General features: G+C 71.0%; 11 protein-coding genes. 5 read left to right on the top strand and 6 right to left on the bottom strand.

Features of this window, described 5'->3' with window-relative positions; all coding sequences use genetic code 11:
- Window positions 1–532 (bottom strand): hypothetical protein (locus tag BCD49_RS44630; protein WP_206744940.1); only part of this gene is annotated, 532 nt, incomplete at its 3' end.
- A 676-nt stretch (window positions 533–1,208) separates the two neighbouring features.
- On the opposite strand from BCD49_RS44630, the gene BCD49_RS45540 reads away from it, so the two are divergent.
- Both BCD49_RS45540 and BCD49_RS35115 read left to right on the top strand, forming a co-directional pair.
- Window positions 1,209–1,499, top strand: coding sequence for a helix-turn-helix transcriptional regulator (locus BCD49_RS45540; protein ID WP_007513700.1), 291 nt, complete (start codon window positions 1,209–1,211; stop codon window positions 1,497–1,499).
- Window positions 1,496–3,124 carry a site-specific integrase gene (locus BCD49_RS35115; protein WP_007513698.1) on the top strand — a complete coding sequence of 543 codons (1,629 nt, stop codon included), beginning with the start codon at window positions 1,496–1,498 and terminating at the stop codon, window positions 3,122–3,124. The genes BCD49_RS45540 and BCD49_RS35115 overlap by 4 nt, the downstream gene beginning before the upstream one ends.
- A gap of 432 nt (window positions 3,125–3,556) precedes the next feature.
- Here BCD49_RS35115 and BCD49_RS35110 read toward each other — a convergent pair whose 3' ends face one another.
- Window positions 3,557–4,183, bottom strand: coding sequence for a TetR/AcrR family transcriptional regulator (locus BCD49_RS35110; protein WP_007513696.1), 627 nt, complete (start codon window positions 4,181–4,183; stop codon window positions 3,557–3,559).
- 86 nt (window positions 4,184–4,269) lie between these two features.
- Between BCD49_RS35110 and BCD49_RS35105 the strand changes: the two genes are divergently transcribed.
- Complete coding sequence (locus BCD49_RS35105) at window positions 4,270–5,781, top strand: MDR family MFS transporter (protein WP_007513694.1); 1,512 nt, start codon at window positions 4,270–4,272, stop codon at window positions 5,779–5,781.
- The gene (locus BCD49_RS35100; protein WP_007513692.1) at window positions 5,778–6,161 is read left to right on the top strand and encodes a VOC family protein; all 384 of its coding nucleotides are present in this window, start codon (window positions 5,778–5,780) and stop codon (window positions 6,159–6,161) included. Before BCD49_RS35105 ends, BCD49_RS35100 begins: the two co-directional genes overlap by 4 nt.
- A gap of 159 nt (window positions 6,162–6,320) precedes the next feature.
- On the opposite strand, the gene BCD49_RS35095 is transcribed toward BCD49_RS35100, so the two are convergent.
- Window positions 6,321–6,953, bottom strand: a complete 633-nt coding sequence (locus BCD49_RS35095) for a TIGR03086 family metal-binding protein (RefSeq protein ID WP_027141184.1) — start codon at window positions 6,951–6,953, stop codon at window positions 6,321–6,323.
- A 226-nt stretch (window positions 6,954–7,179) separates the two neighbouring features.
- Here BCD49_RS35095 and BCD49_RS35090 point away from each other — a divergent pair, with 226 nt between their 5' ends.
- Window positions 7,180–9,225, top strand: coding sequence for a WD40 repeat domain-containing serine/threonine protein kinase (locus BCD49_RS35090; RefSeq protein ID WP_007513690.1), 2,046 nt, complete (start codon window positions 7,180–7,182; stop codon window positions 9,223–9,225).
- Window positions 9,226–9,576: 351 nt separating this feature from the next.
- On the opposite strand, the gene BCD49_RS35085 is transcribed toward BCD49_RS35090, so the two are convergent.
- From BCD49_RS35085 to BCD49_RS35075, 3 genes are all read right to left on the bottom strand, one after another.
- A complete protein-coding gene (locus tag BCD49_RS35085; protein WP_007513687.1) occupies window positions 9,577–10,524 on the bottom strand; it encodes a zinc-dependent alcohol dehydrogenase in 948 nt (315 codons plus the stop codon).
- A gap of 119 nt (window positions 10,525–10,643) precedes the next feature.
- A complete protein-coding gene (locus BCD49_RS35080; protein ID WP_007513685.1) occupies window positions 10,644–11,096 on the bottom strand; it encodes an SDR family oxidoreductase in 453 nt (150 codons plus the stop codon).
- Window positions 11,097–11,132: 36 nt separating this feature from the next.
- On the bottom strand, window positions 11,133–13,157 hold the full coding sequence (locus BCD49_RS35075) for an MFS transporter (protein WP_157845292.1): 2,025 nt from the start codon (window positions 13,155–13,157) through the stop codon (window positions 11,133–11,135).
- Window positions 13,158–13,240: the final 83 nt, after the last annotated feature.

The following is a 13,240-nucleotide window of genomic DNA, read 5'->3' as shown; positions in this document are numbered from 1 at the left end:
TCCACACCGACAATTTAGGATCGGCGGCGCGCTGAAGGGTCTTGGCGACGAGGTGGTTGAGCACGAGGCCGCTGGATCCCTCTCCACTCCCTCGCMGCTCCCTGGCACGCMAATTGCGTATCCCATCACGTAGGTCAGCGCGAGTTTGATCGTCTTCCCGAGAGTCAAACTCAATACTCGCAGACACAAGGCGAACAAGCTCGGCTGGCGAGAGGCTTTGAAGCTGCTTCAGTGCCTTTGGAGACCCCGAGAGCAGTCCCGAAACTCCATAATGAAGGTCGCCGGGATGTTTCGCGCTTGCAAGAACGCGGGCTAGGTCCTTGCAGTTCTTGTCCGGAATTGCCTGAGTTATCAACTGGTAACGCTCAGCCTCTTGGGACGTTACGAGCCGCACGAGTATTGCAAAAGCTTCAGGAGCTCGGATTATCTTACCAAGCCCGGCGCTCTTGACCTGCGCGGCAAAAATGCACTGTCCGGAATTATCGATAAGATCGAAGTCAACGATGTCGGTGTTGGCAAGTTGAGGGCTCACTGGACCTTCAACCCGGCAAGCGTGGACGTCTCCCTGTTGTATTGCAGCCAGAAACGCTTCCACGGTACGGAGGTACTGATATTGGAAGCCTCCTGCGGCACCCCGACCGCCACCAAGTCGCGCCATCGCCTTGTCCGCCTCCGGCAGGAAACTCCTCAGCTAAGTGAGCGACATCATATCGCCTCGCGCTTGCGCACCGGCCTGCTTCGCGGGCAATCGAATCCGCGCTTGGGATCGCATCGGCGCACCTCTGCGCGTTCGCGACAGGAGGACTCGTCCCGGGGGCCGCGTGGCCCCTGCCGTGGAAGTGCGAACGGGGGTCCTCGGAGCCTCCGCTGTACCTGGGCCGACATGGACGTGGGTTATTGCACTGTCTGACCGGGTGGCCTACGGGCAGACGCCAAGGCGGTCCCCACCACCCCCGCCCTGCAGGCTCGGACATGATCTCGCAGCGTTCGAGAACCCCCACCGAGGCGCGGCCGGACCTTCTCGCTGCGGCTCGTCTTGGGTGCTAGCAAACTGCGACCGCCGACAGCGCGTCAGGTCGCGATGTTCGGGAAAATGCTGCCGCGGGTGTCGCGGAGGCCGTCATCGATGCTCATCCTGCGGCAGTGGGTGATCGCGATGTCATCCGCGATGTCGGTCGGGACGCTCACGGCCCGGACCGTACGTTCCTGTGAGCGCAATCCGGCACAGCGTCGGCGGCGGCGGGCGTCGACCGAAGCAGCCCATCCAAACGATCTCGCAGACCTCCCGGACCGATCAACGGATCCTGCTGACCCTCGACCAGGTCCTCGTCGAGCTCGGCGGACCCGACGGACCGCTGCCGCGCTCGACCTGGCATGACTGGCAGGCCAAGGGCACGGGTCCGAAGGTCATCAAGCTCCCCAACGGCCAGATCCGGATCGGCCGCGACGACCTGAACGCCTGGCTCGACGGCCGCACGCGCGACCCGTCCACCCCATGACCACCGACTCGGCAGCGGCGCACTCTTCTCCGGGCGGTGAAGAGCGGAAGACGACGTTCGACGTCCGGGTCTGGGCCGTCCACGAGCTGAAGGGGAAGAACCGGTCCACCTGGCAGGTCCGCTGGAAGGTGGCCGGACGGCCGAAGCCGAACACTCACACCTTCCCTTCCAGAAGGGCGGCCGAGTCACGCCGTGCCGAGATCCTCACGGCGGTCAAGAAGGGCGAGGCGTTCGACGTCGAGACCGGCCTACCGGTCCGTGAGGCACTCGCGCAGATCGCGGCCGCGGCGCCGCCGCCGGCGGCCCGCACCTGGCTCGTCGTTGCTCGGAGCTTCGCGGACGCCAAGTGGGACGAGGGTCAGGCTCCGGGGTCGCGCCGATCGGTGGCCCAGGCGCTTGGCGCCGTGACACCCGCGCTGTTCGACCAGCAGCCGCCAGCGAGACTCGCCGAACTCGTGCGTGAGGCGCTGGTCGGCTGGACCTTCAACACCGGCGCCCGCACCGCCCTGGGCCCCGACGGGCACCGGGCCGAGAACCCACCGCCGCCCACCTGGGCGGAGGTCCTCGACTGGATGGAACGGCACAGCCGACCTGTCGGCGACCTCGCCAATCCCGACATCAGCCACGCCGCCCTGGCCGCGCTGAGCCGGCGCATCGACGGCCGGCCGGCTGCCGCGAACACCGTCATCCGTCGTCGCCAGGTCTTCAGCATGACCTGCCAGTACGCCGTCGCTCGCGGTGATCTCGACGCCGACCCGCTCGCGACAACCAGCTGGAAACCACCCAAGAACGTCGACGTCGTCGACCGCCGCGCCGTCGTGAACCACCGCCAGGCGACCGCGCTCCTCGCCGCCGTCGACGAGATCGCCCCCGACCTCACCGCGTTCTTCGCCGGCTTCTACTACCAGGCATTCCGCCCCGGCGAGAATCAGGAACTGCGCGCCGGCCAGGTCACGCTGCCCGACTCCGGGTGGGGCGAGGCACTGCTCGCCGGAAACAACCCGGAGATCTCACCCCGCTGGTCCGACAACCCCGACGGCGGCCGTCAGGCCCGCCCACTGAAGCATCGAGCCGACGGCGAGACCAGGCCCGTGCCGCTCAACCCGCGGTACGTCGCCTTGGTACGCCGCCACATCGACCGGTTCGGAGTCGCGCCCGATGGCCGCGTGTTCCGCACATCCCAGGACGGCCCGATCAAGGCGGCACGGTACCGCGTTGTCTGGGCCAAGGCACGCCAGAAGGCCCTCACCCCGGCCGAGTTCGCCTCCCCGCTCGCACGCCGCCCCTACGACCTTCGCCACGCCGCCGTGTCGACCTGGCTCAACTCCGGAGTTCCACCGACCCTGGTCGCCGAATGGGCCGGCCACTCGGTCCGCGTGCTCCTGACGGTCTACGCCAAGTGCATCGTCGGCCAGGACGAGATCGCCATGCGGCGAATCGACACGGCCCTCGCCGCCGACGACGCCGGAGCACCCTCCCCCGGCGCCCCGGCCGAGCCCGATCCCACCCACGGCTCATCCACTCCTCATCCACAGCCGCCCGGAGACGGCCGGGCTGAGCCGGACATCACCGGACACCGGCCATCAGCCGACCCCGAACTCGACCTCGGCGATTCATGGTTCTGACCAGCCAAAACGCCTGGCAGCCAGGCCGGACAGCCACACCACAAGATCGCAAGGAGCCGAACCGCGCCGACCTCATCGAAGCGCTACACAATCTTCGAGGGCACGTCCGAGATCCAGCGTCTCGTCATCGCCCGTGCCATCTCCGGCGTGCACATTCGCTGAGAACCCTCAGGTCGGAGGAGCCGCAGAGCCTCGGCCGGATATCGGCCGGGGCGGCAGTCCCCTCTGGCTGACTCTCACCGGATCCCGGACTCCCTGGTGGCCCGTGGTCCATTGGCGGTCCGCCCCTCGGTGATGGACCAGGCCTCGATGAGGCGCATGGCGCGCCGGGCTCCCCACCGACGATGCACGCCGCGTAGACCCACGGCCCGACCGCGCCCTCGCAGGCCTGCTTCTTCGATCAGCGTGGCGCGGCGGGTGCCCGCGCCGCTGTCAGGCGGTGCAGCCCTGCTCGATCATGGTGAGGGCGTCCGTGCCGGCGGCCATCAGCTCGGCGGTGAAATCCGGGCCTAGCCGGCCGTCGATCGCGGCCTGTTGGACGGCGCGCGACATGGCGCGGCTGACGCCGACCAGGGCGGTCGCCAGCACCCAGGGGCGCAGGTCGCGGGGCCCCGCTTCGAGGTCAGCCGTGACGAGCGCGGCGAGCGCGGCGACAGACCGCTCCGCCTCCTGGCGTTCCCGCGCCTGCAACGCGGGGCTCTCGCGGATCACCCGGGCCACCACGGCCAGTTGCTCTCGCGCGCCCGGGTCGGGGGTGACGAGCAGCCCACGCGGCTGAAGCAGGAACTCCCGGAACGCCGCCGGCACGGAGACACCCGGTCCGCGGCCGCGGATCGCACCCAGCAGAGCGGTGTGGAACGCCGCCATGCCGTCGTAGATCAGGTCTTCCTTGGTCGGGAAGTAGTTGAAGACCGTCGCCGGCGACACCTCGGCCCGCTGCGCGATCTCGGCTACGGGCACCGCCTCGAAGCCTCGCTCGGCGAACAGCGCCACCGCTGCCTCGACGATCCGCTGCCGCCTCGCCAGCTTCTGGCGCTCGCGGAGGCTCACCTCGGTCATGGGATCACCCTACCCCCTTGTTTTGGTGTCGCACAAAATTTAGAGTCTCTATAAAGTTAGTGTGACACCAAGGAGGCTCCGATCCCATGTCAACAAAGATCACGTCCCATCCGGCCGGACCGCGGCCCGAGCACGACGCGACGGCTCCCGCCCCTCCCACCCCTTCCAGCCCTCCCAAGCCGACGACGAGGACCGAGCGGCGGGAGCGGCCCGCACCGCTGGACCGAGCCGCGCGCATCGTCGTCGCTCTCGTCGTGCTCGGCGCCATCACCACCGTCCTGGACGCGACGATCGTCAGCGTCGCCCTCGACCGGCTGGCGAGCGACTTCGCCGTCGGGCTGACCACGGTCCAGTGGGTGATGACCGGCTATCTGCTGGCGCTCGCCGCGGTCATCCCGATCACCGGCTGGGCAGTCGACCGGTTCGGCGCGAAGCCGGTCTGGCTGGTCGCCGTCGGGACGTTCACCGCCGGCTCACTGGCATGCGGCCTCGCCTGGTCAGCGCCCAGCCTGATCGCGTTCCGTGTGTTGCAGGGCCTCGGCGGCGGAATGGTGTTCCCCGTCGGGATGACGATGGTCGCCAGGGCCGTGGGGCACGAGCGGATGGGCCGGGCGATGGCCGCCGTGGGCGTCCCGATGATGCTCGGGCCGATCCTGGGTCCGGTCGTCGGTGGCGTGCTCGTCTCGGCCGTCGACTGGCGGTGGATCTTCTTCCTCAACCTGCCCATCGGCGTCGCCTGCCTGCTGTGGTCCGCCCGCGCGCTCGAGCCGCAGCCAGGCAGCCGCGGCCAGCGCCTGGACGCCGTCGGCCTCGGCCTGCTCTCCCCGGGGCTGGTCGCGCTGGTCTACGGCGTCACGTCGATCGCCGGTGACGCGGACGGAATCGGCGCCGCCGCGCTGGCCTGGATCGGCGCGGGCGTCGCCCTGCTGGTGGCGTTCGCGGTCCGCGCGCCACGCGTCGCGGCGCCGCTGCTGGACCTGCGCCGCTTCACCGCCCGCGGTTTCACGCTGGCCGCCCTGGTCCAGGTCGTCAGCGTCGGCGCGCTGACCGGCGCGATGTTCCTGCTGCCGCTCTACTACCTGCAGGTCCGGGGAGCCTCGGCGCTGGAGACCGGGCTGCTGCTCGCCCCGCAGGGCGTGGGCGCGGCCGTGTCGCAGGCGCTGGCCGGCCGCCTGGTCGACCGGGGCCGTGGCCGTCTCGTGATCCTCGCCGGAAGCACGCTGCTGACGCTCGGATTCGTCGGCTACGCCCTGGCCGGCGACGCGGGCGACGACCTGGTCCTGCTGCCCGCGCAGGTCGCGCTCGGGCTCGGCGCCGGCTGTCTGTTCGCCCCGACGAGCGCGGCCGCGTACGCCACGCTCGACCGGGCCGCTATCGCCGGCGCGACAACCCTGCTGAGCATCCTCCAGCGGACCGGTGGAGTCGTCGCCACCGCCGTGTTCGCCGTCATCCTGCAGCACCAGCTGTCGGGAACAGCCGACCGAGCCCATGCGTTCAGCGTCACGTTCTGGTGGCCGGCCGTGCTGGCCGCCATGGCTCTGATCCCGGCTCTGGGCCTGAAGGCCTCCATGACGGAGCCGAAGGGAGCGCGGAAGTGAGCATCGAGCTGAACCACACGATCGTCTGGTCGTCCGACCGGGACGCCACCGCCACCTTCCTCACCGAGATCCTCGGCCTGCCGGACGCGCCGGTCTACGGGCCGTTCCGCGTCGTGCAGGTCGCGGGCGTCAGCCTGGACGTCGGCCAGGCCACCGGCGAGGTCCACCCGCAGCATTACGCCTTCCTGGTGGGCGACCGGGAGTTCGACGAGATCTTCGGCCGTGTCCGCGACCGCGGCCTGTCCTGGTGGGCCGACCCGATGCTCACCCGCGCCGGCGAGATCAACCACCATGACGGCGGCCGTGGCGTCTACTGGCAAAGCCCCGACCGACACATTCTGGAGATCATCACCGTCCCCTACGGCGGCGCCGCCGCGTGAGCCGAACGGCCGACCGCCTGGACGGGGTCCGCGACCTTCGCGGGCCCCGTCCCTCGTCGTCGGCCTGGTTCCAGGCGATCCGTCCCCGCTCAGAACACTGGGCCGGCCAGGCGCCGCCGTTGACTGGCCGCCGGTGACTGCCGCCGGTGACTGGGAGCGTCAGGAGACCGGCTGACGGGACGGTTGCCAGGCGGGGTCGCGGCCGGTGAGGCCAACGAGCTGGTCGAGTAGCGGCGCGTGCGCCGGCACGGAGACCGGTGCGCCGAACAGGCCGGGTGTTCCGTCCGGAGCCTGTTCGACGACCGTGCTGACCCAGCCGTGCGCCGACCGCAGCGCGTCGGTGAAGGTGGGGTCGTCGGCCGGGTAGGGCTGCCCGGTCGCGACGGCGAGGTCCCACCCGTGAATGACGATCTCGTTGAGCGCCACAGCCCCCGCCGTCTCCGCCGGCAAGGGCCCTCCGCCCACGTAGGTGCTGCCCGTCCACGCCGTCGGTGCCAGCCACGCGTCGGCGAGCTCGGCGATCCGGTCCGGCAGCCTCTTGCGCCAGTCGTCTCCCAGCCTCGACGGGTCCGGCACCGGAGCCGCGCCATCGCCCGGAAGCCGGTGCTTGGTCGCGGCGGCGGTGAAGGCGACGCACAGGCCGTCGACGTGGTCGAGCAGCCAACCGACGGAGACGCCCTGACAGGGCGTGGGCGCGGCGAGCTGGGCATCCTCGATACCTTCGATGATCCTGGTCAGCGCGGCGGCGGCCGGACTCAGGTCGACGTTCGTGCCGTCTTTCTCTTCGGTCACGGTGTCCTCCACATGATCGGCGTCCTCCGCATGATCGTCCGGTACGTCACACCAGTGGAGACCACGGAAACCGCGGAGACTCATCGATCGGCGCCGCCTCGAGCGCGTGGCCGATCCACGATGCGCTGCCGGTAGTCGGTTGGGTGACCATCGTGTCCGGGCGCGCCTCAGCAGCATTACCCTCCGGCGCTGGAAGCCGAACCGTGCTGGTCTTGGGGGGTTGGTTGTGAGCGGGCTCCCCGCGGCGGCGACGGCACTCGAAGCCGGCGACCCACGCCACGTGGGGCCCTATCGACTGCTGGGCCGGCTCGGTCAGGGCGGCATGGGCTGGGTGTATCTCGGGCGGCGGGTCGAGGGGGTTGGCGACGCCGGGACACGGCCCTATGTCGCGGTCAAGGTGATCGCACCCCACCTGGCTGAGATCCCGGAGTTCCGGAAGCGCTTCGCGCAGGAGGCACGGACCGCTCAGCGCGTCGCGCGTTTCTGCACCGCCGAGGTGATCGAGGTCGATGTCACCGGCCCGCGGCCGTATCTGGTCACGGAGTTCATCGATGGGCCGTCGCTGGCTGACCAGATGGCCCGTCGGGGACCGCTGCCGCCGGCCGAGGTAGAACGACTCGCGATCGCGGTGGCGACGGCGCTGAGGGCAATTCACGCCGCCCAGCTCATCCACCGCGACCTCAAGCCCGGGAACATCATGCTGTCGCCATCCGGGCCGCTGGTCATCGACTTCGGCATTGCCCGCGCACTCGACGCCGCCGCCACCACCTCGGGCTGGCACGGCACCCCGGCCTACATGGCGCCGGAACAGGCGAACGGGCGGCCCCTCACGACGGCCGCCGACGTCCATGCCTGGGGCGCGGTCCTCATCGCCGCGTCTACCGGGCACCCTCCGTTCGGAAAGGCGCCGCTGGCGGTTCTCCTGCATCGGATCGTGCACGACGAGCCCGACCTGTCCAGCCTTCCGGCCACCCTGCGTCCCGTCGTCGCCAGCGCCATGCGCAAGGAGCCGTCCCAGCGGCCGACGGCATCCGAGCTTCACGACCTGGTGAGCCAGGCATTTCACTCGGTGCAGCCGGCGGTCGAAACAACCGTGGACGTGGACGTGGACGGCGACGGGCCAGGCACGCTCCAGCCGACACGTGTGCTGACGCGGCGTCGGAAGGCGGCCCGGCGTGGCGTGTTTCTCGGCTTCGTGGTCGTCCTCGCGGCCGCTGTCGCGCTCACCCTGATCCTCAGGAACGGTGACCGCCGGGAAGACAGCAACCGCCGGGAAACGAGCGCGGATCTCCTCGCGGCGCATCCGCCGCAACCTGTCGGCCAGCCCATGACCGGCCACCGCAACGCCGTTCTTTCCGTGGCGCTTTCCATAGACGGAAGGACGCTGGCCAGCGGGGGCTTCGACGGCGCCGTTCGGCTGTGGAACGTCGCCGACCCCGCCCATGCGGCATATCTGACCGGACCACAGACCCCACGCAAGGATGCCGCCGTGCGCGGGGTCGCTGTCTCGCCGGACGGCAGGATCCTCGCCAGCGCGAGCCTCGGCTCCACCGTCCTGCTCTGGAACATCACCAACCCCGCGGTGCCCGCACGGCTGGGCCAGCCGCTTCCACACACCGACGCGGTGCGCGCGGTCACGTTCTCACCCGACGGGTCGACGCTCGCCACCGGCGGACGCGACAAGACCGTCCACCTGTGGGACATCCGTGATCCCGCCGATCCCAGGCCCCTGGGACAGCCGCTCGAGGGCAACACCGAGGACGTCGTCTCTCTCGCCTTCTCACCCGACGGCAAGACGTTGGCGAGCGGAGGGTGGGACCATTCAGTCCACCTCTGGGACCTCACCGATCGCGAGAGACCCAGGGCGCTCGGCCAGCCGCTACGTGGCCACACCGACGTTGTCTGGACTGTCGGGTTCACCCCTGACAACCGCACCCTGATAACCGGCAGCGCGGACAGGACCGTCCGCCTCTGGGACCTCGCCGACCGGAACACGCCGAAGCAGCTTGGCGCGCCGCTGACGGGCTATCGAGATGCCGTCTGGTGCGGCGCCCTCTCGTCCGACGGATCCCTGCTGGCCATCGGCAGCGCCGACGGAACCGTCCGCTTCTGGGACATCTCCGATCCCGCCAAACCCGTCGCGCTGGAACCACCGCTCGACACCCACCACGGCAAGGTCGAATCGATCGTGTTCTCCCCAGACGGCACCCTCCTGGTCACCGCCGGCTCCGACTCCACAATCCGCCTCTGGAGACTCGGCACAGCGCAGTGAACAGCGCGCCCGGCGCATCCGTCGGGCCACGAGCGTCGAACAGTCGTAGAGGTCATCGTCGTAAGGCTCGATCGCGAGCAGATCGGCCGCTCCATCGCCTCCCCAGCTGCCCAACCGTGACGGTCTCCGACACCGCCATCTCCTCGACGACCTGGTTCGTCGCGATGGTCAGGAACAAACCACCGGATCTCGGTCAAACGTCCGCGAGATCGTGCCGCCCCGCTCGGGACTCGCCGACAACCCGGCCGAGTCGATGTGAGCGTGTTCTCAGTGAAACGTGCGCACGGTAGATCGACAGGTTCGCGGTGCTTCGGTCAGCCTGTTTCCGCTGGTGCGGTGGTGATGCCGGGCTCAGGCGACGTCGACGACGACCTTGATGGCACCCGACTCGCGGTCGCTGGCCACCCGGAATGCCTCGGCCGCGTCCTCGATCGGGAAACGATGGGTTATGAGCGAGTCCGGGATCTCGGGGCGTGCGGCGAGCATCTTCGCGGCTTCGAGCATCTCCCGCTTTCCGGCATGCCCGCAGTACCCCATCGACGCGACCAGCGTCACTTCCTTGGTCAGCAGGGCCGAGTACGGCACGTCGAGGCCACCATGGTGGACGCCCAGGAGCGATACGGTCCCTCCCGGCTTGACCAGCTCGATGCTGCGCTGCAGCGAGCTGGGCGATCCGGCGGCCTCGATCACCACGTCGTAGAGCGTCCCGGGCTCGGGCTCCGCGGCCCCCAGCCGCTCGCGGATCTCGTGCTGATGGCGGTAGCGGGCCTCGAGCACCACCTCGTCGGCGCCCTGGGCCTGGGCCGCGGCCGCGGCCAGCTGGCCGATCGATCCGCCGCCGACGACGGCGACCGTCCGTCCCGGCGCGGTCCCGCCGAGCCGAACCCCGTGCCAGGACACCGAGGCGGGCTCGGCGAGCGACGCGTTCGAGATGTCGAGCCCCGCCGGCAGGTCGAGGACCTTGTGGGCCGGTACCCGGAACTGCTCCACCATGCCGCCGTTCTGCATGATGCCGAGCGCCTTCCTGGTGGACTGGGCGCAGAGGTTGTTCCGGCCCTCCAGGCAGAAGCCGCACTCCCCGCAGCCGAACAGGCCCTCCACCAGCGCGGGCGTCCCGTCCGCCTTCCACCCGGCGAGCTCGTGGCCGAGGATGAACCGGGTCCCGAGACGCAGGTAGGCGAAGTCCGAGGCGCAGATCCCGGCAACGGCCATGGTCAGCAGCTCGCCGTCGTCCCAGCCGGGCACGTCGTCGACGTCGACGACGATGGGCCGGCCCTGATGCCCTCGGACTGCCTTCATTGCCGTCCTCCCACCGTCGATGCCGCACAGCCTGCTGCCACGGCAGACGTGCATCTTCCCTCGCCCACCCGGCACGCGCGCTCCTTCCCACTCCGCGATCCGTCCATCCGTGGGTTCGGTTACAGCTCGGCGAACAGGGAAGGCTCGGCGAACGAGGCGCAGACCCCGCCGTCGATGAGCACGTCGGTCCCGTTGACGAAGCTGGCCTCGTCCAAGAGGAGGAACGCGACCACCGCGGCGACCTCCTCGGGAAGGCCTCTGCGGCCCAGCGGCGTGCGTCTGACCAGCGCGTCGAGCTGGACGTCGTTCGCTTCCTCAGCGGCCACCATCGGGGTGTCGATCGTGCCGGGCGATACCGAGCAGACCCGGGCGCCGACCGGGCCCAGCCGCACCGCCTCGCGCCGCACGAGCCGGACGACGCCCCGCTTCGCCCAGGCGTAGGCGAGGCCGGCGTTCTCGATGTCGGGCCCGAGAGCGGCGCGGATGCGTTCGAGGAAATCCGCCTGAAGCACCGCGTCGAGCGCGGCGTCGACCGCCGCGTCGGACGTCCCGATTCCGATCCACGGGATCAAGGAGGCGAATGGGACTCCTGACTGGCTTCCAGGTCGTCAGTCCGAGCGCAGCTGGTCCACCAGCCAGCCGACCGGGCTGACGCGGATCGCGAGCCGTAGCACCGTCGCCGACCACCCCGGGAGGTCCCCGTCGTCGGCGCGGCGGTCGACGGCGTGGTCGAGGCCGTGCCGGACGGCGGGTGTGAGCTCGTCGTTCGTAAGGGGCAGCCGGGGCTGGCCGCTTTCGGGCAGCAGTGTCAGCAGCAGCGCCGCCCGACTCGTCCGGAGCTCGCAGGCGGCTCCGTCGAGGGTGTCGAGCGCGAGCTGTTGGACGAACCCGTCGGCGCCGCCGAGCGCGAAGGCCGGCTGGGTGGTGCAGGGATCGGGTACGGACAGGCCGCCCCGCCCACCGGAGCGGAGGGTCGAAGCGGCGAGGCCGATCGCCAGTACCGGCGACAGGACGACAGCGACCGCCCTCGTCGCCCGCCCGAGCCGGGCGCTGCCGGCGGGGCCGCCGGTGCGAGCAGGGCCGGCGGGGCGAGTGGGGCCGGCGGGGCGGGACGTCGGCCCTCGCGGGGCCGGCACCGACCACCGCCCTGGCCCGATCCGCGACGCCGGTACCAGCGCGAGGAGCGCACACAGGGCACACAGGGCGAACGAGTTCCGGAAGGCGCCGGTGACCGCCGTCGTGATGATGCCGGACAGGGTGTGCTGGAGGGTGTCGAGGCTGCCGTCGGGCGCGACCTGCTCGAACACCTCGTCCAGGTCGGGCAGCTCCCCCGCGGGAGTGTCACCCAGCGCCTCCCCCAGCGTGCGGGCGAGCGAGACCTTGCTGGCCAGCGGGACCGGTTCACGCAGTCCGGCCTCGGTGCCGGCCACGACCGCGTCGTCGAGCCGGGCGCCCAGTGAGGAGGCCAGCAGGGGCGTGACCGCGGCAAGCGCGAGCACGAGACCGACATGGCGCGCGACGACCGAGACGGTGCCGTCGAACGCCAGGCGCGGGCCGACACGGATGGAGGCCTCGGTGAGCGTGGGGACCGCGAGCCCCAGCCCGAAGCCGGTCACGGCGAGCGCGGCGGCGGCCGTCGCCCAGCCCTTGTCGGGGACCAGCGCCAGGCTGGCCAGCCCGCCGGCGACGGTCAGGCAGCCGGCCAGCGCCAACGTGCGCGGCCGGCGGCCGGCGGTGACGTAGCGGCTGGCGAGGGTACCGAGCGGGAGGACGGTCGCCACGGCGGCGGCGGTCAGCGGCGTCGCGCCCCAACCATTGATCATCAGAAGGATCACGAGGAACAGCGCGCCGACCAGCGCCGCCGACACCAACGCCAGCGCCACGTGCGCGGCGATCAGCCGGGACGGCCGCATTTCGCTGGTACGCGCCGGACCGGGTGACCCCAGCGGACCGGACGGCCCAGCGGGGCCGGCCGGGCCAGCGGAGCCAGCCGGGCCAGCGGAGCCAGCCGGCCAGGGCTGGCCAGGTGAGTCCGGAGTGGCGCCGCGCACGGGGAGCGGCCTGGCCCGCGCGGCGCGCGGCAGTGCCACGATCGCGGCCGCGGCCAGCGGGGCCTGGACGAAGAAGATCGCCCGCCAGCTGAACACCTCGGTCAGCAGCCCACCCGCGGCGGGGCCGAGCGCGGACCCGACCGCGGCCGCCGCCGACCAGGCCGCGAGGCCCGCCTGGTCCGATCCGGCGAGCCTCGCCAGCAGCGGGAGGGAGCCGGCGAGCAGCAGTGCCGCGCCGGCTCCCTGGATGACGCGCAGCCAGGTCAGTGACCCGAGCGAGCCCGCCGTGGCGCATCCCAGGGAGGCGAGGAGGAAGACGACCAGACCCAGGGCGGTGAGCGCCAGCCAACCGCGCCGGCGTACGAGCAGCAGGACGGGTACCGCCGCGAGCACGATCGCGACGTTGTAGCCGGTCACCACCCACGAGACCGCCGAAACGGTCGAGTCGTACTCGGCGAGCAGCTCCGGCGCCGCGAGCACCACGATCGAGGCGTCCGCGAAGGCGACCGCCACGGCGAGCGCCAGCAGCCAGCCCGACAACGGCAGCGCCGCCCCACCGCCACCGCCGCGTGGTCGAGTCATCGCCGCGGACCAGGGAGCCGGCGCCTGAAGTCCTTCGTCGGCGGTCACGAGGACCAGCCTCCCCGCCATCCGCGGCGGCGTCA

The sequence above is a fragment of the Pseudofrankia sp. EUN1h genome, from assembly GCF_001854645.1.
Taxonomy (GTDB): domain Bacteria; phylum Actinomycetota; class Actinomycetes; order Frankiales; family Frankiaceae; genus Pseudofrankia; species Pseudofrankia saprophytica.
This window is presented reverse-complemented; position numbering and strand designations above follow the sequence as displayed.